We start from the raw sequence: 25,151 nt of genomic DNA on the forward strand, positions 1-25,151 counted from the left end.
ATGATTGCTGGAAATCTGAGGGGCAATAAGGAGCAAATGCTGGCCAGCCTGCAGCGTCCTGAGCCGATCCGCGATCGGCATCCCTTTCTCGGTGCAAGAATGCACGACCCCATCTACGAACGCTCGCGCAAGGAGTCTTCCGGATTCGGAGGCTGAAGGCGCGTCCATGATTTGAGGCCGCAAGAGAATCTCCGGCATCAGCCCGGATATCGGAACCGGCTTGATAACGCAGGTCTTTGATTCGACATCATCTATTTCCGACCGCCCGCGGCCACCTTGCGGGTTGATGCTCCCGGGAACAGATCTTGGGCTTTGTCGACCGATCCGCACGCCGTCACAAGATCGCGAAGGGATTCCTGCACCGCCGAAGCGCCGGGCCGTCCCCTGGCCGGTAGCCAACATCGCCGCTGACGCCATAAAAATGTAAGTCTAGCTTTACGTCAAGCAAGCTTTACACGCACCGCACAGTCTGCCTATCGTGCGGCTCCGGGCGGGGATACGCCCGACGGCAGCGCGGGAGAGGGCATGATGGTCGATCGGTGTCTCTATTTGGCGGCGGCTGCGGGATTGATTCTCTTCGCGGCGCCGGCTGGCGCTATCATCGACCACCGGATCCGGTTCGGTCGCTGGCCCTATTGAGCCCACACGGCGCTCAAGCGTGGTCCGGATCCGCGATCCCGCAGGGATCGATCGGATTCGGCTTGGTTCTCCAAGATTCGATCGGACATGCACGGCCTCCGGGCCGCACACGGAGGCTGAAGCCTTGACCCTGGGGCAGACGACGGCAGGGCGAGCACCCGTCGGCGTCGAACGCGGATCGCGACGCAGCCGCCGAGGCTACGCGCGCAAGGCGACGTCGACGCCGAATTCGAGCAGGCGCTGGGCGAGGAGGACGGCCGTGGCCGCGTCGACCGCAGAGGCATCCGCTCCAACCCGGGCGACGAGTTCTGGATGCTCGAGGAACACCGGACCGCCGACCATGACCCCGATGGTTCTGTTGCAAGAGGCTTCGCGCACGGAGCGGATCGCCTCCGCGAGCTGGTCGAGCCGCGTCGCGTTGCTCAGCGTCAGGCCCACGACGGCGAACCATTCGGACGCCACCAGAGCGGCGATCTCCTCCGGGCTGGAGGAGAGGCCGCTCGACACGATCCAGCCCGCTCTGCGCAGGAACTGCTCCACGATCCGCACGCCGAATGTGTGCTGTTCGCCGGGAGCGCCCATCAGCAGAAGGCGCCGTTTCCCATCGAGCGGGATTGCCTCGCCGTCGATCCGGAATCGGGTCACGAGATGCTGAAGGCGGGCGACGCCCGTCGTCACCTCGATGAGATCGCACAGATCGTCGTCCCACATCCGGCCCAGCAGCGCCGCCGCAGGTGCCAGGAGATCGAGGAACAGGCGATCCAACGGATGGCCTTCCGCCAGCAGGACCGCGAAAGCCTCGATGACCGGCGCATCCTCCCGTGCGAGCGCCAGGTCGGTGAAGGCGGCGATCTGCTCAACGTCAGGCTTGAAGACCGGCTTCGACTCAGCCGTCACGAAACCGCGATGCAGCAGCATCAATTGCGGGAGGATCTCGGCCTGGACGACCTGCCCCAGGGCCAAGCACCGCGCTCTGGCGGCGTCGGCGGCGCGTTTGCGCGCATAGACTTGACGGGCTTCCGCCTCCCGCTCGGTTTCCGGGGGAGAGCTCTCGCCCCAGTGACCTTCGGACGAAGCAAGGTTCTGCATCGTCCCCCTCCCGGTGCCAATGCGTCGGTGGCCTTGGTGGCCAATCGATCGCGGGGTTGCATCAGAACCGCCATGCGGCGGAATGTAAAGGCCGACCGAAGAGGGTCGGATTGGGCCTGCGAAACGCGCGCGCCGCGCGGATGCACGGGGTGTCAGCCGCCCCGTTCACCCGCAGGCGGCCGCGGATTCCGGTCGCCCCGCGCGTTCATGCCAACCGGCTGCGTCACGGCGAGGCCGCTTGCCTGCCCCGGCGATGGGAGCGCCGCTCAAGGGCTACGAACTTCGCGATGACGGCCACGGACGCCTCGATCCACGGTCTCGATATGACCGGTACCCACCCTGCCTACCGTTCTTCGTGGCACCGGTCGCCCGGTCCGGCCGGCGACAAATAGCCGTGGCGTGCCGGCTCAAACTGTCGTGAGGTGGTTTCGTCGAACGACTTTTCGCGCGGTGGTGGCGGCCCTGGCGCTCGGCGCGATCACGGCAGCGCTCTGGCACCTGCACGCGGAGACCGACGGCCTCGCCATCGAGACGGTCTCGATCGACGGGACCCCGGCGACGGTCTTCCGTGAACGGGCCGGGGCCGCCGGCCCCGTCGTGGTGATCGCCCACGGCTTTGCCGGATCGCAGCAGTTGATGCTGCCCTTCGCGACCACCCTGGCGCATGCGGGGTACGTCGCGGTGACCTTCGACTTTCCCGGCCACGGCCGCAACCCGGCACCGCTGACGGGCAGCATCACCCGGGAGGACGGGGCCACCCGCAATCTGGTGGAGGTGACAGAGCGCGTCACCGAACGGGTCCGGGCGCGCGGGGACGGGCGCCTCGCCCTGCTCGGCCACTCGATGGCCTCGGATATCGTCGTGCGCGTCGCGCAGGTGTTGCCCGGCGTGGTCGCGACCGTCGCGGTCTCGATGTTCTCGCCGGCCGTAACGCGGGAGAGCCCGCGCGATCTGCTGATCATCGTCGGCGGCTGGGAAGAGGCCCTGCGCCGGGAGGCCCTGCGGGCGGTCGGACTGGTCTCGGACCCGGAGCCACCGCGTGAGAACGTCACCTACGGTGACCCCCGACTCGGCACGGCGCGGCGCGCGGCGGTCTCGGAGGGCGTCGAGCATATCGGCGTGCTGTATGCCCGCGCGAGCCTCGAAGCGGCTGTCGCCTGGCTCGATGGGGCCTTCGACAGGTCGTCGCCCGCGCCGAAACCGCCCGATCGGCGTGGTCCCTGGATTCTGGTCCTGCTCGCGGGCGTCGTGGCGCTGGCATGGCCGATCGCGCAATATCTGCCCGTGGTCAGCCCGACGCCCCGCGGCGCTGGCCTCGGCTGGGGGCGCCTGTGGCCGGCGCTCGTCGTCCCCGCCGTCGCCACACCGCTGATCCTGCGCATCCTGCCGACCCATGTCCTGCCGGTCCTCGTCGCGGATTACCTCGCAGCGCATTTCGCGGTGTACGGCCTGCTGACGGCCGGCTGCCTCCGGTGGCGGCGACAGCGATCCGCCCCGATGCCGGCCACCGCGCGACCCGTGGCGATCGGGGCGCTGACGGCTGGAGCGATGGCCGTCACCCTCTACGGCTTCGTCGGACTGGTGCTTCCGATCGATGCCTACGTGACGTCCTTCGTGCCGGGGTCGAACCGGGTCATTCTCATCCTGGCGATGCTCATCGGCACCATCCCGTTCTTTCTCGCCGACGAATGGCTGACGCGCGGGCCGGGCGCCGGGCGCGGCGCCTACGCCGCCTCGAAGCTCGCCTTCCTGCTCTCGCTGGGGCTCGCCGTCGGGCTCGACTTCGGCCGCCTTTTCTTCCTCGTCATCATCGTGCCGGTGATCCTGCTGTTCTTCCTGGTCTATGGTGCGATCGGCACTTGGGCTTACCGGCGCACCGGCCATCCCTGGGTCGCCGGGATCGCCAACGCGATCGCCTTCGCCTGGGCGATCGGCGTCACCTTCCCGTTGCTGGCCGGATGATCGAGGGGAGGCGTTCTCGGGCCAGCCGCCGACCCGGCCTGTGTATCGGATCCGCTTCCGGACGATCCGGACCGCCCCCGTCCCTCCGCCGCCCCGGAACGTCAGGGACGGTATCCCGTGCCTCGAAGGCCAAGCTGTAAGCGAGGGTTTCCGCGTGGTATCGGCTGAAGATGGCCGTCCGTGAAACCCTCACCGCCGCGATATCCCCCGCGCCGCAGGCATGCCCGGGGGAATGGGCACAGTCCGGCCGAAGCGGCAGCGACGCGGCCAGATCGACCAGCCGGATGCGCGAACAGAACGCGTCGGACATCCTGAGGACGGAATGGATCCGACGCGCCGCCGCCGCATGCGAGGGCCGCTGACCCCATGCGACAGGCATCACGTTTCCCGATCGGCGGTGGAGCCATGGGTGATGCCATCCGCTCGCACGACTGGTCGGCGACCCCGCTCGGGCCGGTCGAGGGATGGCCAGCGGCGCTGAGCGTCGCGCTGGAGATCATGCTGAACTCTGCGCAGAGCATGTACCTCGTCTGGGGTCCGGACCTGACGTTCCTCTTCAACGACGCCTACCGGCCGATCCTCGGAGCATCCCGCGGCGACGCGCTCGGCCACCCGCTTCCGGCGGTTCAGCCGGATATGTGGGCCGTCGTCCGAGGCTCCGTGGAACGGGCCCTCACTGGCGAGGCCACCCGTCTCGTCGACGAACCGGTCGCGACGCAGCGGCACGAGGAGGGAGCGACCCCCCGGTCTTATTCCTTCGCGCCGGTTCATGACGGGGCTGTCGTATCGGGCGTCCTCTGCCTCGCCACCGATGCCACGGACCGCGTGCCCGCCCGGGGGGGCGGGCCCGTCCCACCTCTTCGTACCGATCCGGCATCGGCCAGCGGCGCCGAGCGTCTCGAAGCCGCCCGAGCGGCCACCCGAGCAAGCCAGGCGCGCCTATCCCTGGCCGTCGATATCGCGCGCCTCGGCATCTTCGAGTGGGACACCGTCACCGGCGGCGTCGAGATGGATGCGAGAAGCCGCGAGATCTTCGGTCTGGCCCCTGACGGACCCGTCCATCAGGACGCGGTGTTCGCCCGGCTGGAGAAGGTGGACGTCGAGCGTGCCTATGCCTTGACGGAGGAGGCCCGCTCGCATGGTGCCGAGGTCGTGGCGGATTATCGTGTCACGCGCCCCGACGGCACGACCCGAACGATCCGGAGCTCCAATCAGCCGGTTCAGGAAAACGGTGGCCACCTGCGGATGGTCGGCGTCTTCCACGATGTCACCGGGCTGAGGCAGGTGGAGGCCGACCTGCGTGCCCTGAACGCGGACTTGGAGCGCAGGGTCATCGAGCGCACGCAGGCGCGGGGACGAACCTGGGCGGTCGCGCCCGACCTGATGGGGGCCCTGAACGAGCGCGGCTATTTCGAGACGTCGAACCCCGCCTGGGGGACGCTGCTCGGATGGTCGGAAGCCGACATCGCGCGCATTCCGATCTGGGATCTCCTGCACCCGGACGACGTGGAGCGCACAAGGACCAATTTTCGCGAGGTCTTCCAAGATCAGAGGCTCGCCAGGGAAGCGAACCGCTACCGGTGCAAGGACGGCTCTTACCGTTGGATCTCCTGGATCGGCGTGCCCGAGGACCGGCTCGTCTACTGCACCGGCCGCGACATCACGGTCGAGCGGGAGCGGGAGGTCGAACTCGCGGCCAGGACGGCCGAGCGCAACCTGCTCGCGACCATCGTCGAGAGCACCGACGTGATGATGATGGCCTGCGATCTGGACTACGGCATCCTCGCCCTCAACAGGGCCCATGCCGACACGTTCGAGCGCGTCTACGGCATCCGGCCAAAGATCGGCGATAACTTGCTGGCTCTGCTGGCCGACCAGCCCGAACACCTCGCCCGGGTCAGGCTCGGCTGGGCACGCGGGCTCGCCGGCGAAGAGGGCACCTTCGTCGAGGAGTTCGGCGACCCGCGTCGGGAGCGTCCCTACTACGAGATCAGCTTCCGCACGTTGCGGGATGGGAACGGCCAACGCATCGGCTGCTACCAGTTCGTCACGGACGTGACCGAGCGATTTCGGGAACAGGCCATGCTGGCCAAGACGCAAGAACACCTCCGGCAATCCCAGAAGATGGAGGCCGTCGGGCAACTCACCGGGGGCGTCGCGCACGATTTCAACAACCTGCTGACCGTCATCAAGTCGTCCACCGACCTGCTGAAGAGGCCGAACCTCTCCGACGAGCGCCGCGCGCGATACATCGGGGCGATCTCGGACACCGTCGACCGGGCATCCCGGCTCACCGGCCAACTCCTCGCCTTCGCCCGCCGGCAAGCCCTCAGGCCGGAGGTGTTCGATGTCGGCCTGAGCGTCCAAGCCGTCGCGGATATGCTCGGGACGCTCATGGGCGCGCGCATCGCGATCACGACGGACCTTCCCGCGGAGGCGTGTTTCACCCACGCCGATCCGAGCCAGTTCGATACGGCCATGGTGAACATGGCGGTCAACGCGCGCGATGCCATGGACGGCGAGGGGCGCCTTACCATCCGCATCGAGGCGGCCGATGGGATGCCGGGCGGCGGCCCGCATCCCGCGATCCCGGGTCCGTTCGTCGCCGTGTCTGTCGCCGACACCGGCACCGGCATCCCGGCCGAGCGCCTGGAACAGATCTTCGAGCCGTTCTTCACCACGAAGGGCGTGGGCCAGGGTACGGGCTTGGGGCTGTCGCAGGTGTTCGGCTTCGCCAAGCAATCCGGCGGCGAGGTCAGGGTCGACAGCGAGGTGGGCGGCGGTGCGACCTTCACCCTGTACCTGCCGCGGGTGGAAGGGCAGGCACGGCTTGCGGACACGGGAGAGCCCGAGCCCTTGGTTGACGGTCATGGCACCCGCGTGCTCGTGGTCGAGGACAATGTCGCCGTCGGGACCTTCGCGACCCAGACCCTTGCCGAATTGGGCTACGACACCGTCTGGGCGTCGGACGCCGACCAGGCCTTGGCCGAGCTGGGGAAGGACGCCGACCGGTTCGACGTGGTTTTCTCGGACGTGGTCATGCCCGGCATGGACGGAATCGAGCTGGCGAGCGAGATCCGCCGACGGCACCGCGACCTGCCGGTGCTCCTGGCGTCCGGTTACAGCCACGTGCTCGCCGAGAAAGGCACGAGCGGGTTCGAGCTCCTCCACAAGCCGTATTCGGTGGAGGCCCTGTCCCGCGCCCTCCGGAAGGTTGTGCGACGGCGGGGGGCACAGCAGCCGTCGATGGCGAAATCACCCCGGGCGACCCCTGCGCGTTAGCATGCGAATGCCCGCCTCGAAGCGGTCAGTTCATCGATCGGCAGCGACCGAGGCCTAGCCGGTCGCAAGGTCTCGGTGACACGACAGATCCGGCCGATCAAACGTCGAGGTTGGCCACGCTCAGGGCGTTGTCCTGGATGAACTCCCGCCGCGGCTCCACGACGTCGCCCATCAGCTTGACGAAGAGGTCGTCGGCGTCGGTGACGTCCTTCACCTTCACCTGCAGCAGCGAGCGCACGTCGCGGTCGAGGGTGGTCTCCCAGAGCTGCTGGGCGGTCATCTCGCCCAGACCCTTGTAGCGCTGGAGCTGGAGCCCCTTGCGGCCGAAGGCCATGACCGCCTCGAACAGCGCCACCGGGCCGTGCAGGACGGTCTCGTCGGATTTGCGCATCAAGGTCGCGGGCTCGCCGTAGATCTCCCGGAAGGCGTCGGCCCGCTCGGAGAGGCGACGGGCCTCCTGCGAGGTGATCAGCCCCAGATCGAGGGTCGCCACCTGCCGGACGCCGCGCAGGGTCCGGCTGAGGCGGTAGCCGCCCTCGAAGGATTCCCCCTCCCAGCCCTGCTCGATCTCGTCCGCGATGGCGTCGAGGCGGCGCGCGGTCGTGTCGGCCAGCACCTCGGCCTCGCCCGGCCGGGAGGCAGCCTCGGGTTCGAGGGCCCCGGCCAGCACCGCCTGCTCGACCACCGAGCGGTCATAGCGGGTGTGCAGGCCCTGAAGGATGTTCCGGAACGTACGCGCCTCCTCGACGAGGCTCTTGAGCTGGGCGCCGGCGAATTCCGCACCCGTGGACAACCGGAGGATCGCCCCGTCGGTGCCCTGGTCGATGAGGTAATCCTCCAGTGCGCGCTCGTCCTTGAGGTAGAGCGCCCGCCGGCCGCGCTCGGCTTTGTAAAGCGGCGGCTGCGCGATGTAGAGGTGGCCGCGGTCGATCAGCTCCGGCATCTGCCGGAAGAAGAACGTCAGCAGCAGCGTCCTAATGTGCGACCCGTCGACATCGGCATCGGTCATGATGATGATGCGGTGGTAGCGCAGCTTCTCCGGGTTGAAACCCTCGCGGTCGGTGGAGGAGCGGCCGATCCCGGCGCCGAGCGCCGTGATGAGCGTGCCGATCTCCGCCGAGGACAGCATCCGGTCGGCGCGCACACGCTCGACGTTGAGGATCTTGCCGCGCAGCGGCAGCACCGCCTGGAAGGTCCGGTCGCGCCCCTGCTTGGCCGAGCCGCCGGCGGAATCACCCTCGACCAGCAGGATCTCGCATTTCGACGGATCGCGCTCCTGGCAGTCAGCGAGCTTGCCGGGGAGCGAGGCGATATCGAGGGCGCCCTTCCGGGTGACGGTCTCGCGGGCCTTGCGCGCGGCCTCGCGGGCGGAGGCGGCGAGCACGACCTTGCTCATCACGGAGCGTGCCTGCTGGGGATTCTCCTCCAGCCAGGTCGACAGGCCCTCGTTGAGCACGTTCTCGACCGCCGGGCGGACTTCGGACGAGACCAGCTTGTCCTTGGTCTGCGACGAGAATTTCGGGTCCGGCACCTGCACGGAGATCACCGCGGTGAGGCCCTCGCGGCAATCCTCGCCGGTGAGCGAGACCTTCTCGCGCTTCGATACGCCCGAGGAATCTGCGTAGCCGGTGATCTGGCGGGTCAGGGCGGCGCGGAAGCCCGCCATGTGAGTGCCGCCGTCACGCTGCGGGATGTTGTTGGTGAAGGGCAGGACCGTCTCGTTGAACGAGTCGTTCCACCAGAGCGCGACCTCGACCCGGATGCCGTCGCGCTCGGCGCGGACGACCACCGGACTCGCCATGCCCTCGATCGGCTTGCGCGAGCGGTCGAGGTAGCGGACGAAGGCCTCGATCCCACCCTCGTAGTAGAGTTCCTCGCGCTTCTTCTCGGCGTGGCGCGCGTCGGTCAGCACGATGTGCACGCCGGAATTGAGGAAGGCGAGTTCGCGCAGGCGCTTCTCCAGCGTGCCGTAGTCGAACTCGATCATGGTGAAGGTCAGCGTCGAGGGCAGGAAGGTCACTTCCGTGCCGCGCCGGCCATTGCCGGGGCCGACGACGTCGAGGGGCGCCACGGCATCGCCGTGGCGGAACTCCATGGCGTGCTCCTTGTCGTTGCGCCAGACGCGGAGCTTGAGCCAGGCCGACAGGGCGTTGACCACCGAGACGCCGACGCCGTGCAGGCCGCCGGAGACCTTATAGGAATTCTGGTCGAACTTACCGCCCGCGTGCAGCTGGGTCATGATGACCTCGGCCGCGGAGACGCCCTCCTCCTTGTGGATGTCCACCGGGATGCCGCGGCCGTTGTCCGAGACCGTGCAGGATCCGTCGGCGTTGAGGGTGACGGTCACGAGGTCGGCGTGACCCGCCAAGGCCTCGTCGATGGCGTTGTCCACCACCTCGTAGACCATGTGGTGGAGGCCCGAGCCGTCGTCTGTATCGCCGATGTACATGCCAGGACGCTTGCGGACGGCGTCGAGGCCTTTCAGCACGCGGATCGATTCCGCGCCGTATTCGGCGTGCTCGCTCTGGGGGGTGTCGGCCATGTAATTCCTCGGGCAGGCGGGCCTTCACGCGGCGGAGGGGCTCGCGCCGTCAGGCGCCCACGCCTGAACTCTCACTCAATCTGCCTGATATAAGGGTTCCACCTTGAGATTGCACGATTTTTGCGCGGTCGCGGCAGACCCGATCCGCCCCTTTCTGACGCTCCCGCCTTAACGCGGCGTTAGCCTTCGATACCGTCCGCGCTGGCCCTGTCCAGCCGGTCGATCGCTTCCGCCGACAGGGTCAGCCGGGCGGCGCCGAGCAATTCGTCGAGCTGCGCCACGGAGGTCGCGCTGGCGATCGGTGCGGTGATCCCGGGGCGGGCGATCACCCAGGCCAAGGCCACCTGGGCCGGGCTCGCCCCATGCGCCGCGGCGACCGCGTCGAGGGCGTCAAGCAGGGCGAGGCCGCGGGGATTGATGTACTTGGCGACGCGGTTCTCCCGCGCCCGTCCGGCGGCGTCCTCCGCGGACCGGTACTTGCCGGTCAGGAACCCCGCCGCGAGGGAGAAGTAGCCGATGACGCCGACCTGCTCGGCCCGGCACAGCGGCTCCAGTTCGGCCTCGAAGCCGCGGGCGGCGAGGCTGTAATCCGGCTGCAGGCAGTCGTAGCGCGGCAGCCCCGCGGTGGCCGAGAGGGCCAGCGCCTCGGCGAGCCGCGGCGCGCCGTAATTCGAGGCGCCGATGGCGCGGACCTTCCCGGCCGCGATCAAGCGCTCGTAGGCCCGCAGCGTCTCGTCGAGGGGCACGTCGCCGTCGTCGAGATGCGACTGGTAGAGGTCGATGCGGTCGGTTCGGAGACGCTGCAGCGATGCCTCGCAGGCGCGCTCGATGTGGCGCGCCGAGAGGCCCTTTCCGGCCTCGCCCAGATCCATCCCGACCTTGGTGGCGAGCACGATCCGGTCGCGGACGCCCGGGCGGGCGGCGAGCCAGCGCCCGATCACCGCCTCGGATTCACCGCCGACATGGCCGGGTGCCCAGCGCGAGTAGACATCGGCGGTGTCGATGAAGTCGAAGCCGCACTCCACGAAGCGGTCGAGGATCGCGAAGGAGGCGGTCTCGTCGGCGGTCCAGCCGAAGACGTTGCCGCCGAGGCAGAAGGGCGCGACCGTGAGGTCGGAGCGGCCGATGCGGCGCTTGTCCATGATGTCAGCCCTGCAGGAACGGATTGGAGACGCGCTCTTCGCCGAGCGTGCCGGTGGGCCCGTGACCGGGGATGAAGGCCACGTCGTCGCCGAGCGGTAGTACCTTCTCCATGATCGCCCGGATCAGCTGGTCGTGGTTGCCCCCGGGCAGGTCGGTGCGGCCGACCGAGCCCTTGAACACGACGTCGCCGACCAGGGCGAAGCGCGCATCCCGGCTCACGAAGACCACGCTGCCGGGGGAATGGCCCGGGCAATGGAGGATATCGAATTCGAGGCCGCCGACCGTCACCGCATCGCCGTCGTCGAGCCAGCGGTCCGGCGTCACGGCCCGGGCCTCGCCGAGCCCGTAATTGGCCGCCGTCTCGGGGAGCGAGTCGAGGAGGAACTTGTCGGCGCGGTGCGGCCCCTCGATCGGCACGCCGAGGCGTTCGCGCATCTCGTCGGCGCCGGCGGCGTGGTCGACATGGCCGTGGGTCAGCAGGATCTTCTCCACCTGCACGCCGTGCTCACGGATCGCCGCCTCGATTCGGTCGAGGTCGCCGCCGGGATCGACCACGGCGCCGACCTTGGTCGCGTCGTCCCAGATCAGGGTGCAATTCTGCTGGAAGGGCGTGACGGGGATGATCCCGGCGCGGGGCGTTCCTGGCATCGCGTGACCTGTCCTGACGGCGCCCGGCGGGCGCGTTCGCGCTCCTAGTAGCGCGATCGGCGCCCGCGCACACCCTCGGGTGAGCGTCAGGCCGGGCGCCGCGTCAGCAGCACGTCGAGCCCGCCGATCCGGACGAAAGGGGAGCCGAAACCCTCCGATCTGTGCCGTCCCGGCCCCCTGCGCGGCGCTCGCCGGCTGGTCTCGCGCAGGACGGACGGAAGCGTCGTGGAAAGCGGCGCCGTCCAGATCCGTCCTTAAATCAGCCGCGTTGTGCACGCCCTGTTCGGGCGCGCGCCGGGACGGTCCGGCCCGTCCAGTCGCGTCTCCCGAACCCGGCCCGCATGAACGCCATCCTGATCAAGCTGTTCGCGACCGCCCTGACGCTCAGCCAGGTCACGACAAAGCCCGAGGCGGTGCGGACCCGATTCGATCCGGCCACGGACGGTCCCGAGGTGGTGCGGCTGCTGCGCGACGGCTGCGCCCACATGCGCAAGTCGTTCGACATCGAGGACATCAACCTCGACGACCTGATCTCCACCGCCATGGAGGATCCGTCGACCGTCGCCGGTCCGGCCGCGCCGAAGATCCTGCACGGGCTCGACATCAACGAGCTCAACGTCAGCTACAAGCAGTTCTGCAAGGGCGAGGACCCGGCGAACTCGCCCTTCGACGCCCGGGCGGTGATCGAGTTCTACGACAACGCCACCAAGGACCTGCCCAGCGCCGAGGCCCTGCGCGACAAGGCGCTGCCCGGCATGACCCGCATCCTCGATGGCGCCGGCAAGCCCTTCGCCGAGGCCTCCGAGCCGAACGGGCGCCGCGTCGTTGTCCCGATCACCTCCGTCCCGACGCTCGTCCAGAAGGCCTTCATCGCCGCCGAGGACAAGCGCTTCGAGAGCCACCACGGCATCGACGAGCGCGGGGTCATCCGCGCCTTCATCGGCAACCTCGCCTCGCCGGGCCGTCCCGCCGGCGGCTCGACCATCACCCAGCAGGTCGTCAAGAATCTCTCGGTGGGTGACGACGTCACCTACGAGCGCAAGATCCGCGAGATGATCGTCGCGTCGCGACTGGAGCGCATCCTCACCAAGCCGCAGATCCTCGGCCTCTATCTCAACGGCATCTATCTCGGCCGCGGGGCCTACGGCATCGAGATGGCGGCGGAGAGCTATTTCGGGAAGCCGGTAGCTCAGCTGACCCTTCCCGAGGCGGCGCTCCTCGCCGGCATGCCCAAGGGGCCGAACTTCTACAGCCCCGACAAGTATCCCGACCGGGCGCGGGAGCGGCGGGCCTACGTGCTGTCCCGCCTGAAGGAAGAGGGCACGATCACCGAGGCCGAGATGGCCGCTGCGATCAAGTCGGATCTCGGCCTGAAGCCGATCGAGGCGGCACGCCGCGATTCCGGCTTCTATGTCGTCGATTTCCTCAACCGGGAGGCGCGCACCTTCGCGGGGGTGGATTCGCTCACCGCCGGCTCGCTCACGGTCCGCTCGACGATCAATGCCGGCCTGCAGCGAGGCGTCGAGGAGGCGCTGCAGGACGGGCTCGCTGCCTACGAGCGCTCGACCGGGCGCCAGACCTTTTCGGGGGCCGAGCTCAACCTCGCCGACAGCGTCCGCCGCATCCAAGCCGCGACGCCGGCGCCGGAGGCATCCCCGCAGGCGGCCCCTTCCGTCACGGGGGCCCGGGCGGATGCCGTGAAGCCGCCGGCCCGGGCGCTTCCGGGTAACGCGGCGACACCGCAGCGCAAGCCGGCTTGGCTTTTGGCCCTGGAGAGCGTGCGGCCGGTCCTCTACGACGTGCGCTGGCCGATGGCGGTCGTCCTGGAGACAGGGCGGGGCGGCGTCAAGGTCGGGCTGGCGGACGGCCGCACGGCCTTCCTCGATCCCGGCATCGCCCGCGGGCGGCTGCAGCCCTACGACGTGGTGCGCGTGAAGCTGAGTCCCGGAAAGGGCGGCCCGCGCGCCCAGATTCGCGTCCGCCCGACCGTTCAGGGCGCGGCCCTCGTCGTGGAGAACCAGACCGGCCGGATCCTCGCCATGACCGGCGGCTTCTCCTACCCGTTGAGCCAGCTCAACCGGGTCACCCAGACGGTGCGCCAGCCGGGCTCGACCCTGAAGCCGCTGACCTATCTCGCGGCCCTGAACGCCGGCCTGCAGCCGAACACCCTCGTGCTCGATTCGCCCGTCACGCTGCCGCCGATCGACGGGACCGGCGATTCCTGGTCGCCGAAGAACTACGAGGGCGGCGGCTCGGGGCCGACGACGCTGCGGCGCGGCCTCGAATTCTCGAAGAACCTCGTCACCGCCCGCCTGCTCCAAGGGGGCATCGCACCGAAGGCCCCCGCGAGCCTGAAGCGGGTCTGCGACATCGCCCTCGAAGTGCAGATCTACGCCGAATGCGAGCCCTATTATCCGTTCGTGCTCGGCGCCCAGCCGGTGCGAATGCTCGACCTGGCGGGGTTCTACGCGGCGGTGGCCAACGAGGGCGCGCGGCCGGCGCCCTACGCGCTCGAATCGGTGGAGCGGGACGGCAAGCCGCTCTACACGCACGCCCCCCGGGAGCCCGTCCGGATCGGCTCGGCCGACCGGGTCGCGTTCTACCAGCTCAAGACCATGCTCCAGGGTGTGACCCAGCACGGCACCGCGGCGGCCCTGGCGAAGGTCTCGGCCTACGTGGCCGGCAAGACCGGCACATCGGAGAACGAGAACGACGCCTGGTTCGCGGGCCTGACCAACGAGATCACCGTGGTGGTGTGGGTCGGCTACGACAATGCCGATGGCAGCCGGAAAACCCTCGGCCGCGGCCAGACCGGCGGCCACGTCTCGGTCCCGATCGCCTCTGCGATCCTGCAGGCGGCCTGGGCCAACGGCGTGCCGAAGACGCCGCTGCGCGGCCCCTCCCCCGAGGCGCGGCCGTTCATCGCCGATTTGCCGGTCGACCCGCACAGCGGCGTGCGTGTCGCGGGCAGCGGCTTCCTCGAGCATTTCCGCACCAGCGGCGACGGCCGCATGGCCGACACCCAGTATCGCTTGGTACCCCGCGAGACGCTCTACGCCATGCGGCCGGACGCCCAGGACGGCGACCTGACCGCGCCCGACGATGGCGCGAGCGTCGCGGGGGACTACGACGGCAACATGACCGGCGCGCGGCCGCCCGCCGATCCGCTCGATCCGTTCGGCGACCGACCGCCACCGCGCAGCCGCCGTGCACAGGGGGACTTGGATCCGACGGGCCAGGACCCCTACAGGCCCTGGCCGGGCCAATCCGCGCGCTCGCCGTTCGGGGACGACGGCGCGCGCCGGCCCCGCCGCCGCGACCCGGACTATCTGTTCGGCGAAGAATCCGGCTTCTGACCGCCCGCCCCGAGAGAAGAGACACCCGTTGCGAACGCAGCTTCCCGCCGCCCTCGCCCTCGTGCTGACGGCCGCGATCCCGGTCGGCGCCCAGACGCCCGCCGCCAACACCGCCCCGGCCCCGGCGACCGAGCGGATCCGTGAGGTGCCGTCGGTCGCGGCCGTCGATCCGGCCACGATCAAGCCGGGCCAGATCCTGTTCACCGATCACCGCGACAAGCCCGCGACCCCGGAGAACGGACTGATCCCGTATCTCGACTGGCAGAAGGCGCGGCCGGCCGAGGCCGCCGTGCTCGCGCCCTATCCCGGGTACAAGGAGCCGGACTACACCGTCACGGTGAACGGCGTGTCCAAGCCCCGGCACGAGACCCTGAAGATCTACGTGGCCGAAGGGCGCTTCGTGGTGCCGCGTCCTGCCGAGACGATTGACGTCGCGTCCTTCGCCAACCTCGCCTTCGTCCAGACGATGGATCCGGCGATCAAGCACCGCGCGGTCTCGGTCGCCGACGTGACCCCCAACAAGGATCCGGCGGCCGCCTTCGCCAAGCGGCCGGACCGACCCTGGTGCCAGGGGGCGGGCGCCTGCATCGAGTCCCGCTACGACCTTGAAGGCAAGCTGCCGCTGGGCGTCAAGCTCGCCAACAAGCTGGAGGAGGGCTCGTCGAAGAAGATCGCCGAATACGTGTCGTTCCAGAGCGAGCTGCGCGTGCTCGGGCCCGATCAGGGGCCGCCGCTCGGTGCGCTGACGAAGATCGACACGCCGGTGGTCGGCGGGCTGGAGCAGACGATCTTCTGGGTCAACCAGATTTTGCGCTTCGGCAAATTCCTGGCCGTATTCCAGCCGATGCCGAACGATCCGGGCAAGACGGTGGTGACCGCCTACATGGCCCTGGCGATCAAGGGCGACGTCCTCGACCGCAAGGCCGAGTACGCCCGGGTCCCGGTCCTGAAGAACCTCCTGCCCGCGCAGGTGCTGATGGGCAATTCGAGCTTCAACACCGGCACGTCGATCAGCGCCGGCCTGCCCGTCTACGCCCGGAACCGGATCACGACCTTCGCGGATGCCCTGACGAAGCGCTGAGCGCGCTGGCTCACATCCCGCGATTGCCGATCGTCGGCAGGGTCGGCTGCGTGTAGGCGCGGTTCACGTCCCGCCGCGACTGCGTCCCGTTGGTGTTGGCGGAGGCCCGGTAATTGTCGAGGTTGAAGCTCTCGGCGAGGCCGCTGCGGGAGTCCGGACCGTCGGTGGCGCAGGCGCCCAGGCCGCCGACCGTCAGCGCGGAGAGGACGAGAAGGGTTAAACGCATGACATGTCCTGGCGGCGATCGAATCCGGCCGGTGACTGGGTCTTGGCCGTCGGTGATCGAACGAACGATGGGCAAGACATGGTCAGAGCCGCGAAGGTCCCGTCAAGGGCGCGCGAGCCGCGTAAACCCGTTCCGCCGCCTCCGATGCACGGCCGCCACGGAAAATCCACCACACCCCCGGTTTGCCGCGGATAGGGCCGGGCAATGGTGTTGAGCGCGGCCGATACCCCCTGGCGCATGCGGGAGTTTTCGGGCGACAACGATCGGCGATGAGCAACGTCTTGCCCTTCCGTCCGCGCCCGACGGTTCCACGCCTCGCCCGCTGCGAAGTCGTGACCGTGGCCGGCGACATCCTGACCCTGCTGGAGCAGCTCGAGGATGTGAGCGCGCGCGCCGCCGCGATGGGCCGTCCCGCCCGCGAAGTCGAGCAGACGGTGCAGCACCTCCTCGACGCGGTGAGCGCGGTCGAGCGCGCCCTCGACTGCATCGGCGAGGGTGAGCAGTCCGCGCCGGCCTGACGAGGGTCCGCGATCGCGGCGCGACGTTCCGGCACCGGGGTTTCCAACCCGACCCCTCCATCCCGCGGCGCCCGTGTCAGCGCGTCCCCGACGAGACCTTCAGCAAAGACCGCAATCCGTGATGCCCTCCTTTGACGGCGCCGGTCCGCACCCGCGCCTCGGGATGCGCGCGCGGGTCCGATGCCCCGCCTTGCCGTGCCTCGGGTATGGCCTCGGGGAAACCAATTTTGCGCAATCTAATCTTCCTGCTCCGCGGCGAATAAGGCACATCTCGGTGGAGATCCGAATCGGCACTGCACAGCCGCACTATTTCGGAACCCAATCCCACAGCTTGCGGTTGAGGGTCGGATGCTCGCTCTGGGCGTCGGTTCCGGAGGGCATTATGAGGCTTCGCACGGGCGGCATCGCGACTGTCGTCGCCGCCGGTTTGGTCATCGGGATCGGTGCCCGCGCCGAAGCGGCTGAACTGGGCTTCCTCGAGATGCTCTTCGGCGCCCGGCCGGCGCCGCAGCAGGTCCAGCCGACGCCAGCCCCCGCCCTCGAGAGCCAATCCGTACGCCGTGACAGGCCGCGCCTCGGGGCGGCCCGGCGGCGTCTCCAGACCCGCTACGCGGCTCTCCCGCTCAAGATTCATGTGAAGGAATCGGAGGTCAGCCCGCGCCAGACCCGTCTCGACATGAAGGATGGCGCCGCTTCGGCGCTCCTGAAGGACGAGACGCTGAAGCCGGGCGACATTGTCGTGCTCAATTCCGGCGCGCGGGTCTTCACCGGGAATCCCGATACGCGGCATGCGCTGCGCGATTTCGCGCCGGTGCAGGGCTCGCGCTACGTCAGCAACGGCACCCGCAAAGTACTGTCCGGCCTGTTCACGCCGATCGGCCCGCGGCCGGGGCAGGAGGCGCGCCGCATGATGGCACGCGCGAGCGTTCCCGTGGCGCCGATCGCGACGCCCATCCCCGCTCAGAAGACCGCAATGCGGATCATCAACCCCTGGCTGAGCGGGCAGTGACGCGCCCGAAACTTAGAAGAACCGCTCCTTGATCACGATCGTGTCGCCGGGCCGGACCGAGTAGGTCATCGGCACGATGCCGGAGATCAGGTTCCCGCCTGTGTCGCGGGTGAGGACGGCGTAGTCACGGGCGGCGCGCGGGCCGAAGCCGGCCGCGATGGCGACGGCGGTCTCCACCGTCATCCCGTTCACGAACGGGTATTGGCCGGAGGTCGTCACCTCGCCGAGGATGTAGAACGGCCGGTAGGCGTCCACCTCCACCGTGACGTGCGGTTCCCGCACGAAGCCGGAGGCGAGCTTGGCCTCGATCGAGCGGGCCGCTTGCCCGGTCGTCTGGCCGCCGACCTGGACGACGCCGATCAGCGGCATCGCGATCCGCCCGGCCCCATCGACCGCGTAAATGTTCGACAGGTTGTCCTGGCCGAAGACTATCACCCGCAGCTTGTCACCCGCCGCGAGGGTGTAGCGCGCGGCGATCGAGCCGGTGCCGGTGGCATCGAGCTGGTCGGTTCGGAAGGTCGGACGCAGGCATCCGCCGAGCGCCAGAGTCGTGCCGAGGGAGAGGAGAAGAGCGCGCCGGTTCATCACCATCGCCGTCATGGATGCGGTTGACGGCTGGTCTAGGCTGTTAAGGTTAACGAAATCTGATCACCATCGCGGCGTCCGACGCGTTTGCTGAGACGCGAGCGTCTTAACTCTTGAGCAACCTTAATATCCGCTAATAGCAGCCGGGCGGCTTTACGTGCTGCCGGTCTGCCCCCGCGCTCAGAGCGTCCGCATGTCCCGTATTCGTCAACGCTCGAACGAAGCCCTGCCGGGTGCCCAGGACGGCCTCGGCCTCGCCCAGGTGCCGCGCATCCTGCGGCGCTCGCTGGGCTGGATCGTCGGGCCGACCCTGGTCGTCGCCCTGGGTGCGAGCGTCTTCGTCAACGTGGTCAGCCCTCGCTACACCGGGGAGTCGAAGCTCCTCCTCGAGAGCCGGGATCCGGCGTTCGCCCGGACTGCGCAGGAACGGGGCGACCAGCTCGCGCCGATCGACGAGCAGGCGGTGGCGAGCCAGGTGCAGGTCGTCATGTCGCGCGATCTCGCCCGGGAGGCGATCCGCCGCCTCAAGCTCGTGGGCAATCCCGAATTCGATCCCGGCGCGGGCAGCATCGGCCCCGTCCAGCGCGTGCTGATGATGCTCGGGATCGGGGCCAATCCCCTCGACCGCCCGGCCGAGGATCGCGTCCTCGACGCCTATTTCGACCATCTGCTGGTCTACCCGGCCGGCAAATCGCGCATCCTGGCGATCGAGTTCCGCGCGAAGGATGCGGTGCTGGCCGCCGAGGCCGCCAACACGATCGCGCGGCTCTACATCTCGTCCCTGGAAGCCGACAAGGTCGACACGGCGCGCTACGCCTCGACCTGGCTCGGCGGCAACATCGACGGGCTGCGCAAGCGCGTCGCCGAGGCCGAGGCGAAGGTCGAAGTTTTCCGCGCCAAGAACGGCCTGGTCGGCAGCGCCGGGGCCACCGGGCGCCCGCTCAACGCCCAGCAGCTGGGCGAGCTGTCCAGCCAGCTCTCCTCCGCCCGCATCCTGAAGGCCGACCTGACCGGCAAGGTGAAGGCCATCCGCGACCTGATCAAGGACGGGCGGGCCTTCGAGATCCCGGATGTGGCCAACAACGAGGTGATCCGGCGCATCGTCGAGAACCGCATTTCCGTGCGAGCCCAGCTCGCCCTCGAATCGCGGACGCTCCTGCCGGCTCATCCCCGCATCAAGGAGCTCAACGCCCAGCTCGAGGATCTGGACGCCCAGATCAAGGTCTCCGCCGAGCGCGTGGTCCGCACGATGGAGAACGACGCCAAGATCGCCGGCGCCCGGGTCGAGAGCCTCCAGGCGGCGGTCGACGGCCAGCAGGACGTGGTCGTCCGCGGCAATTCCAGCGAGATCCAGCTGCGCGCCCTCGAACGCGAGGCCAAGGCGCAGCGCGAGCAGCTCGAATCCTATCTCTCGCGCTACCGCGAGGCCGCGGCCCGCGACGGCGAGGCCGCGACCCCGGCCGATGCCCGCATCGTGTCCCGGGCAGTGACCCCGGAGGTGCCGTCCTTCCCGAAGAAACTGCCGATCGTGGCCTTCGCCACGCTGCTGACGCTGATGCTCACGGCCGGCGCCGCCATCGCCCGCGCCCTGCTGGCGGACTCCGCCCGGAACGCGGCGGACCGGGACGGCGCCTTCGATCCGGCGCAGGACCGTCAGCGCCGCGAACCGGTTCTGGAGCGGCCGCTGTTCGCCTTCCCGGAGGCCATGCCGCCCGCCGGCTGGACGCAGGCGTCCGATGCCGAAGCCGCCGTGCAGCCGCGACCGGCGGAGGCCCCCGTGGCTGCCCCGGAAGACTTCGATCTGGCACCGCTGATCGCGCGGATCAGCTCCGGCCCCCGGGCCGAGGATGCGCCCGCCGGCCGTCGGGTCCTGATCATGGAGACCGACGCGACCAACGGCGTGCCGGGCCTGTCCGCCGCCCTGATCCGCGCCCTCGGCCAGGCCGGGACCCTCGTCTCCGTCGCTCTGAACGCCGGGCGTCCCGGTGACACGCTCGGCTTCACCGATCTGGTCGCCGGCGAGGCCGCCTTCCTCGACGTGATCCAGGCCGAGCGCGACAGCGGCCTGCACCGGATCGAAGCCGGACGGCGCGCGACTGCGGTGCTGTTCGACGAGGCTGATGCGCTGACGCTGACCTTCGAGGCGATGGCGGAGGCCTACGATTGGGTGGTCTGCTGCCTCCGCGCCGCCCCGGGCGCCGTCGATCTCCTCGAACTGACCGCCGGCTACATGGACACGGTTGTGATCGCCTCGAACGCCTCGGCGGAGGACCCGGCCCTGGCCGACCTCTACGCCATTGCCCAGGGCGCGGGCGCCGGACAGATCGTGGTGGCGCAGGACCGGCCGGCCTCGGCCGCGCGCGGCTTGGGCGGCGCCATGCTTCACCGCGACGCTGCGTGACGCTCGGCGCGTCGTCCCGGAGATGGGACGACGCGCCGAGTGGCGACCGCTGGCGTCCCGCGCGTGGGAACCGATCGTCCGGGACGGGGCGTCAGGCCCCGCGCATCCGCCGCAGCCGTTGAAGGGCGGCGTACAGGCGCGGATCCCGCTTGATCCGGCGCTTGGCCCGAGTGAGTCCTTGCCGGACAGCCCCGTAGGTTCGTCCCGCCAGGGTGACCGGTACGATCGCCTCCACGAGCCCGATCGTCTCGTCGCAGATGCTGGCCTTGTAGCGGGCCTCGCCGACCCCGAGGTCGAAGCCGAGCCGTCCCCGTGCCGCCTGATCGCGCACGAGATGCTGCAGCAGGAGATCGCCGGGGCTGAAGCGGGCGATCTCGGGATCCGGGTCGAACGCGGTCATCATGCCGCTGTACCGCCGCGCGCTCACCGCGCCGCCGAAGGTCGCCAGGACCCGCCCGCTCTCGGCGAGGCACAGGGCGTGGATCTCCAGCGCCGGATCCGGGCCGGCGGCGGCGCTGGCCAGGAACGCGCGGATCGCGGGATCGGCATAGGGATCGGCCACGCCCATTCCGGCGAACCGCGCCGCCTTCTGCGCGTAGAACGCCGCCAGGAACTGCTCGGACTCGGCTTGCGTCTCGGCCCGGCGATAGGCGACCGGGCCCTTTGCCTCCACGAGACGCTTCTCCTTGGAGCGGAGCTTCTTCCGTGCATCGGCACTGAAGACCCGGCGGAGGGTGGCCTCCGGATCGGGGCCGAGCATCAACCCGTAGCCGTCGCTCGCCTCGGGCTCGCCGCCCGCCGCGAACGGATTGACCGAACCCTCCCAGGTCCGGGGCTGATGCTGCAGGGCATAGACATCGATGCCGGCCGAACGGCCGGCACCGACCAGAGCCGCCGTGATGTCGCCGACCGATATCGCCGCCGCATCGCGGCTCGCGAACAGCGGCATGTGATAATTCGCGTATGTCTCGCCCACGGTGCGGGCGACGCGCAGTCCGAATTCCCGCTCCAGCGTCAGCGGCAGGAGGATCCGGGCGCGGCCGTCCCGGTCGCGCAGGACCACGATCCGGGTCCTGTCCATCTGTCCGCGTGCCCGCAGATAGGCCATCGTCCAGTCGAAGCGCTGATAGGGGGTCTGAAGGCTCGCAGGATCACCCTCGATCCGGCGCCAGACGGCTTCGGCCGCCGCCGGATCGTCGATGATCTCCGCGGTGAGCATCACCCCCGACGGAGCATCGATCATGTCCGTACCCGTCGCCTGGACGCCGAGCGCCATCGTCCGAAACCCCTGCTGGACCACGTGCGGTCGCCTATCGAGCAGCGATGTTCGACGCTATCCACTGAACAGGCAGTGACTTCCGAGCGCCGCCAGGCAAATGCGGTCCGTCCGATACGATCAAACCGGTGCCGTGGCTAATACAACCTTCCTGAACTTTCGTCCCGCCATCGACGCTTTCAAGTTTGTTTACCGCGCTGGACACAGGGTGGCGGTCTTGGGCCGATCGGCCCGGTCGGTCCGAGGCCATGCTGTCGTCGCGCACCAAACATCGGGTCTTCGCGACCGGGTTCCGCGCGATCCAGGCCGTCGGGGCGGATCGGTGGTTGACCCCGGCCTCACGCGGGCTCGGCGTCATCCTCACCTTCCACCATGTCAGCCCGGAGCCGCTACCCGCCTTCGCCCCGAACCGGCTCCTGTCCATCACCCCGGACTTCCTCGACCTCACCTTGCGTGAGCTCGATGCCCGCGGCTTCGAGGTGATCGGCCTCGATGCCGTGCCGGAACGCCTAGCGGAGCCGGATTACGGGCCGCCCTTCGCGGTGCTCACCTTCGACGACGGCTACCGGGACAACGTCGCGCACGCGCGGCCGGTGCTGGCGCGCCACAACGCGCCGTGGACGCTGTTCGTCACCAGCGCCTTCGCGGACCAGACCGGGCGCCTGTGGTGGATCGAGCTGGAACGCGCCATCGCGCAGCTGGACCGTGTTCGGGTCGGCATCGGATCCCGAAGCGTCGATCTGCCGGCCCGCAGCCCGCAGGAGAAGGCGCTCGCCTTCGACGCGCTCTATCGCGACCTGCGCGGCGGCGGTGAGGCGGAGATGCTCGCCCGGATCGCCGATCTCTGCCGCCAGGCCGGGCTGGCGCCGGGCCAGGTCGCGTCCGAATTGTGCCTGTCCTGGGCGGAGCTGCGCGCCCTGGCGGATGATCGCGCGGTGACCATCGGCGCGCACACGGTGAGCCATCCGATGCTCGCCAAGCACCCGGCGGCGATCGCGGCCTTCGAGATGGCGGAGGGGCGTGCGCGGATCGAGGCGGAACTGGGCCAGCCCGTGCGGCACGTCTCCTATCCGGTGGGCGATCCGGGCTCGGCGGGGCCTCGGGAATTCGCGCTGGCGCAGGAATTGGGCTTCGCGACCGCGGTGACGACCCGGCCCGGCCACCTGTTCGCCGTTCATGCCGGCCACCTGCACGCCCTCCCCCGGGTGTCGGTGAACGGCTGCCATCAATCGCGGGCGGCTTTGGCCGGGCTGCTCTCCGGTGTGCCGTTCCTAGCCTGGAACCGGGGCCGGCGCCTCAACGTCGCCTGACCGGTTTCACGCCGGGGATGGGACGCCGCGTCGGGTCCGTGGCGCGTCGGAGACCCGGCCGCGAGCAGCCTTCTGGCCTTTACCGCCGCCGCCGGTGCCGGTAGCCCGTCGAGAACGACGCGTATTGCCGGCCGCGATGCGACCGGTAGCGCCGCCGGCCGCTGGAGGCGGTATCGGCCGCATCCTCAACCTGCGGGATCGCCTCGGCCATCGCGGCCGCCGGTGAGGGCGACGTATCGGCGGACGCGTAGCCGCCGGCCACGTTCTTCGCCGCGGGCCCGAACATGGCCAAGCATTGGTTGTAGGCGAGATCGTTCTTCAACCGCTCGCACTCGCCGATCGACCGCGGGGTTCCCTGGGCCAGGGCCGGCAGGGGTGCGAGCAGCACGATGAGGACGGCCAGGGGCGTGAGGCGCATGGAGGAGAGGAGCACGACGCGGGGTGTCTCGGAAGCGGACGCCGGGCTTGTGAACCCCGAGTGCGGCGAAATCGAGAGGTCGCCTCAGCGGTCGGGCCGCTCCATCCACCGGATCAGCGGCATCAGCGGGATGATCCAGGCGATGCCCAGGATCGAGTAGAGCGCGGCCTGCACCGCTGCCGGCGTTTCCGCGATGCGGCTGTCGGCCAGGGCCATCGCCAAGGGGCCGTAGAGGCAGACGAAGGCCAGGATCGCGATCGTGCCGATCAGGGTTCGTGTGCGACGGCGCATGGCGTCCCGAGATGGTGATAGGGCGGGCCCCATCCACGGGCTATCGACCCGGCCTGCGCTTGGCAACGTCCAGGCTGCCGCGGCCTGCGGCGCCGCCGACGTTGCTGCGGTGAGACGCATATCCTAACCCCGGCATGGGGTTCGGGGTATGCCGGCCCGGGCGAAGGGATGCGGATGGTCATGCGAGTCGGGGGCGGACGGCGATCGGGCGCGGTGCGCACATGGCTTTACGTGATCGCCGCGCTGGTGGTGGCCATGGTGGCGGTTGGCGGCGCGACCCGGCTGACGGGCTCGGGCCTGTCGATCACCGAGTGGCGGCCGGTCACGGGGGCGATCCCGCCCCTGTCCGAGGCGGATTGGGCCACCGAGTTCGCCAAGTACAAGGACACGCCGCAATACAGCATCCTCAACCAGGGGATGGGATTGTCCGCCTTCAAGGTCCTCTATGGCTGGGAATGGGGGCACCGCCTCCTCGGCCGGCTGATCGGCCTCGTGTTCTTCCTGCCCTTGATCGTGTTCTGGTGGCAGGGTCGGATCAGCCGCCGCCTCGGAGTGGGTCTCCTCGGCCTCGGCGTGCTCGGCGGCCTGCAGGGCGGTATCGGCTGGATCATGGTCGCCTCCGGTCTCCAGCCCGGAATGACCGCGGTGGCGCCGCTCAAGCTCGCCCTGCACCTCACCACGGCCAGCCTGATCCTCGCCGGCCTGGTCTGGCTGGCGGCGGGCGAGCGCGGGGCGATGCCGGAGCCGGCACCCGCCGCGCGCCTGCGCGCGACCGCGATGTTCCTGCCGGCCCTGATCCTCGTGCAGATCTTCCTGGGCGGTCTCGTCGCCGGCTCGCATGCGGGCCTCGTCTACAACACCTGGCCCACCATGGACGGGGCCCTCGTGCCGCCCGCGGACGCCCTGTTCGCCATTCGCCCCTGGATTGAGAACTTCGTGGACAATCACGCCCTGGTGCAGTTCGACCACCGGGTGACCGCCTACCTCGTGATCCTGGTGGCGATCCTGCACGCGGTGGATGCGCGCCTCGCGGGTCCGTCGGGCGTGTTCGGACGCGCCGCCGGTATCTCCGCCCTGGCTCTGGCACAGGCGATGCTGGGGATCGCCACGCTGGTCCTCGCGGTCCCGCTCTGGGCAGCGCTCGCCCATCAGGTCATGGCCATGGCGGTCCTGACCATGGCGACCGTTCACGCCCGGCTCAGCCGCGGATGGCGCCGGGGGGTCGACCGGGTTCAGGGCGGGGCCGCTGAGGCGCCTGTCGGGTTCGAGGGCCTTGTCGGACGCGGAATCTAGGCATTCGTGCAGTGCGGCAGCGGCGCCGCATTGCACGATATCTACAACCACCCGTCATTTTCCTTGGGACAACTCCACGTCG

At 69.5% G+C, this 25,151-nt stretch carries 18 protein-coding genes; 9 read left to right on the plus strand and 9 right to left on the minus strand.

Annotated features, from left to right (window positions below; all coding sequences use genetic code 11):
- Nucleotides 1-837 precede the first annotated feature (837 nt).
- Nucleotides 838-1,728 (minus strand): B12-binding domain-containing protein, encoded by an 891-nt coding sequence (locus MKK69_RS29530; RefSeq protein ID WP_243973726.1) that lies wholly within the window; start codon nt 1,726-1,728, stop codon nt 838-840.
- Nucleotides 1,729-2,145: 417 nt separating this feature from the next.
- Between MKK69_RS29530 and MKK69_RS29535 the strand changes: the two genes are divergently transcribed.
- Both MKK69_RS29535 and MKK69_RS29540 read left to right on the plus strand, forming a co-directional pair.
- On the plus strand, nt 2,146-3,690 hold the full coding sequence (locus MKK69_RS29535; RefSeq protein ID WP_243973727.1) for an alpha/beta hydrolase: 1,545 nt from the start codon (nt 2,146-2,148) through the stop codon (nt 3,688-3,690).
- Nucleotides 3,691-4,095: 405 nt separating this feature from the next.
- Nucleotides 4,096-6,972, plus strand: a complete 2,877-nt coding sequence (locus MKK69_RS29540) for a hybrid sensor histidine kinase/response regulator (protein WP_243973728.1) — start codon at nt 4,096-4,098, stop codon at nt 6,970-6,972.
- 97 nt (nt 6,973-7,069) lie between these two features.
- Here MKK69_RS29540 and gyrB read toward each other — a convergent pair whose 3' ends face one another.
- From gyrB to MKK69_RS29555, 3 genes are all read right to left on the minus strand, one after another.
- Nucleotides 7,070-9,514 (minus strand): DNA topoisomerase (ATP-hydrolyzing) subunit B, encoded by a 2,445-nt coding sequence (gene gyrB / locus MKK69_RS29545; protein ID WP_243973729.1) that lies wholly within the window; start codon nt 9,512-9,514, stop codon nt 7,070-7,072.
- A 179-nt stretch (nt 9,515-9,693) separates the two neighbouring features.
- Complete coding sequence (locus tag MKK69_RS29550; protein WP_243973730.1) at nt 9,694-10,656, minus strand: aldo/keto reductase; 963 nt, start codon at nt 10,654-10,656, stop codon at nt 9,694-9,696.
- Nucleotides 10,657-10,660: 4 nt separating this feature from the next.
- On the minus strand, nt 10,661-11,305 hold the full coding sequence (locus tag MKK69_RS29555; protein WP_243973731.1) for an MBL fold metallo-hydrolase: 645 nt from the start codon (nt 11,303-11,305) through the stop codon (nt 10,661-10,663).
- A 341-nt stretch (nt 11,306-11,646) separates the two neighbouring features.
- On the opposite strand from MKK69_RS29555, the gene MKK69_RS29560 reads away from it, so the two are divergent.
- Together MKK69_RS29560 and MKK69_RS29565 are read left to right on the plus strand one after the other, a co-directional pair.
- Nucleotides 11,647-14,661, plus strand: a complete 3,015-nt coding sequence (locus MKK69_RS29560) for a penicillin-binding protein 1A (RefSeq protein ID WP_243973732.1) — start codon at nt 11,647-11,649, stop codon at nt 14,659-14,661.
- Nucleotides 14,662-14,689: 28 nt separating this feature from the next.
- Complete coding sequence (locus tag MKK69_RS29565) at nt 14,690-15,742, plus strand: hypothetical protein (protein ID WP_243973733.1); 1,053 nt, start codon at nt 14,690-14,692, stop codon at nt 15,740-15,742.
- 10 nt (nt 15,743-15,752) lie between these two features.
- Here the strand turns inward: MKK69_RS29565 and MKK69_RS29570 are convergent, their stop codons facing one another.
- The gene (locus tag MKK69_RS29570; RefSeq protein WP_243973734.1) at nt 15,753-15,968 is read right to left on the minus strand and encodes a hypothetical protein; all 216 of its coding nucleotides are present in this window, start codon (nt 15,966-15,968) and stop codon (nt 15,753-15,755) included.
- A 269-nt stretch (nt 15,969-16,237) separates the two neighbouring features.
- Between MKK69_RS29570 and MKK69_RS29575 the strand changes: the two genes are divergently transcribed.
- Together MKK69_RS29575 and MKK69_RS29580 are read left to right on the plus strand one after the other, a co-directional pair.
- Nucleotides 16,238-16,486, plus strand: coding sequence for a hypothetical protein (locus tag MKK69_RS29575; protein WP_243973735.1), 249 nt, complete (start codon nt 16,238-16,240; stop codon nt 16,484-16,486).
- 274 nt (nt 16,487-16,760) lie between these two features.
- Nucleotides 16,761-17,495 carry a hypothetical protein gene (locus MKK69_RS29580; RefSeq protein WP_243973736.1) on the plus strand — a complete coding sequence of 245 codons (735 nt, stop codon included), beginning with the start codon at nt 16,761-16,763 and terminating at the stop codon, nt 17,493-17,495.
- 12 nt (nt 17,496-17,507) lie between these two features.
- Here the strand turns inward: MKK69_RS29580 and MKK69_RS29585 are convergent, their stop codons facing one another.
- On the minus strand, nt 17,508-18,086 hold the full coding sequence (locus MKK69_RS29585) for a polysaccharide biosynthesis/export family protein (protein WP_243973819.1): 579 nt from the start codon (nt 18,084-18,086) through the stop codon (nt 17,508-17,510).
- Nucleotides 18,087-18,273: 187 nt separating this feature from the next.
- Here MKK69_RS29585 and MKK69_RS29590 point away from each other — a divergent pair, with 187 nt between their 5' ends.
- Nucleotides 18,274-20,481 carry a GumC family protein gene (locus MKK69_RS29590; RefSeq protein WP_243973737.1) on the plus strand — a complete coding sequence of 736 codons (2,208 nt, stop codon included), beginning with the start codon at nt 18,274-18,276 and terminating at the stop codon, nt 20,479-20,481.
- Between the two features lie 91 nt (nt 20,482-20,572).
- Here MKK69_RS29590 and MKK69_RS29595 read toward each other — a convergent pair whose 3' ends face one another.
- Nucleotides 20,573-21,757 (minus strand): GNAT family N-acetyltransferase, encoded by a 1,185-nt coding sequence (locus tag MKK69_RS29595; RefSeq protein ID WP_409564913.1) that lies wholly within the window; start codon nt 21,755-21,757, stop codon nt 20,573-20,575.
- A 248-nt stretch (nt 21,758-22,005) separates the two neighbouring features.
- Between MKK69_RS29595 and MKK69_RS29600 the strand changes: the two genes are divergently transcribed.
- Nucleotides 22,006-23,067, plus strand: coding sequence for a polysaccharide deacetylase family protein (locus tag MKK69_RS29600; protein WP_243973739.1), 1,062 nt, complete (start codon nt 22,006-22,008; stop codon nt 23,065-23,067).
- Between the two features lie 79 nt (nt 23,068-23,146).
- Here the strand turns inward: MKK69_RS29600 and MKK69_RS29605 are convergent, their stop codons facing one another.
- Together MKK69_RS29605 and MKK69_RS29610 are read right to left on the minus strand one after the other, a co-directional pair.
- On the minus strand, nt 23,147-23,485 hold the full coding sequence (locus tag MKK69_RS29605; RefSeq protein ID WP_279598700.1) for a hypothetical protein: 339 nt from the start codon (nt 23,483-23,485) through the stop codon (nt 23,147-23,149).
- 84 nt (nt 23,486-23,569) lie between these two features.
- A complete protein-coding gene (locus MKK69_RS29610) occupies nt 23,570-23,776 on the minus strand; it encodes a DUF2842 domain-containing protein (protein ID WP_243973741.1) in 207 nt (68 codons plus the stop codon).
- Between the two features lie 168 nt (nt 23,777-23,944).
- Between MKK69_RS29610 and MKK69_RS29615 the strand changes: the two genes are divergently transcribed.
- Nucleotides 23,945-25,069, plus strand: coding sequence for a COX15/CtaA family protein (locus MKK69_RS29615; protein ID WP_243973742.1), 1,125 nt, complete (start codon nt 23,945-23,947; stop codon nt 25,067-25,069).
- Nucleotides 25,070-25,151 lie beyond the last annotated feature (82 nt).

Source organism: Methylobacterium sp. J-026 (assembly GCF_022829585.1).
Lineage (GTDB): Bacteria > Pseudomonadota > Alphaproteobacteria > Rhizobiales > Beijerinckiaceae > Methylobacterium.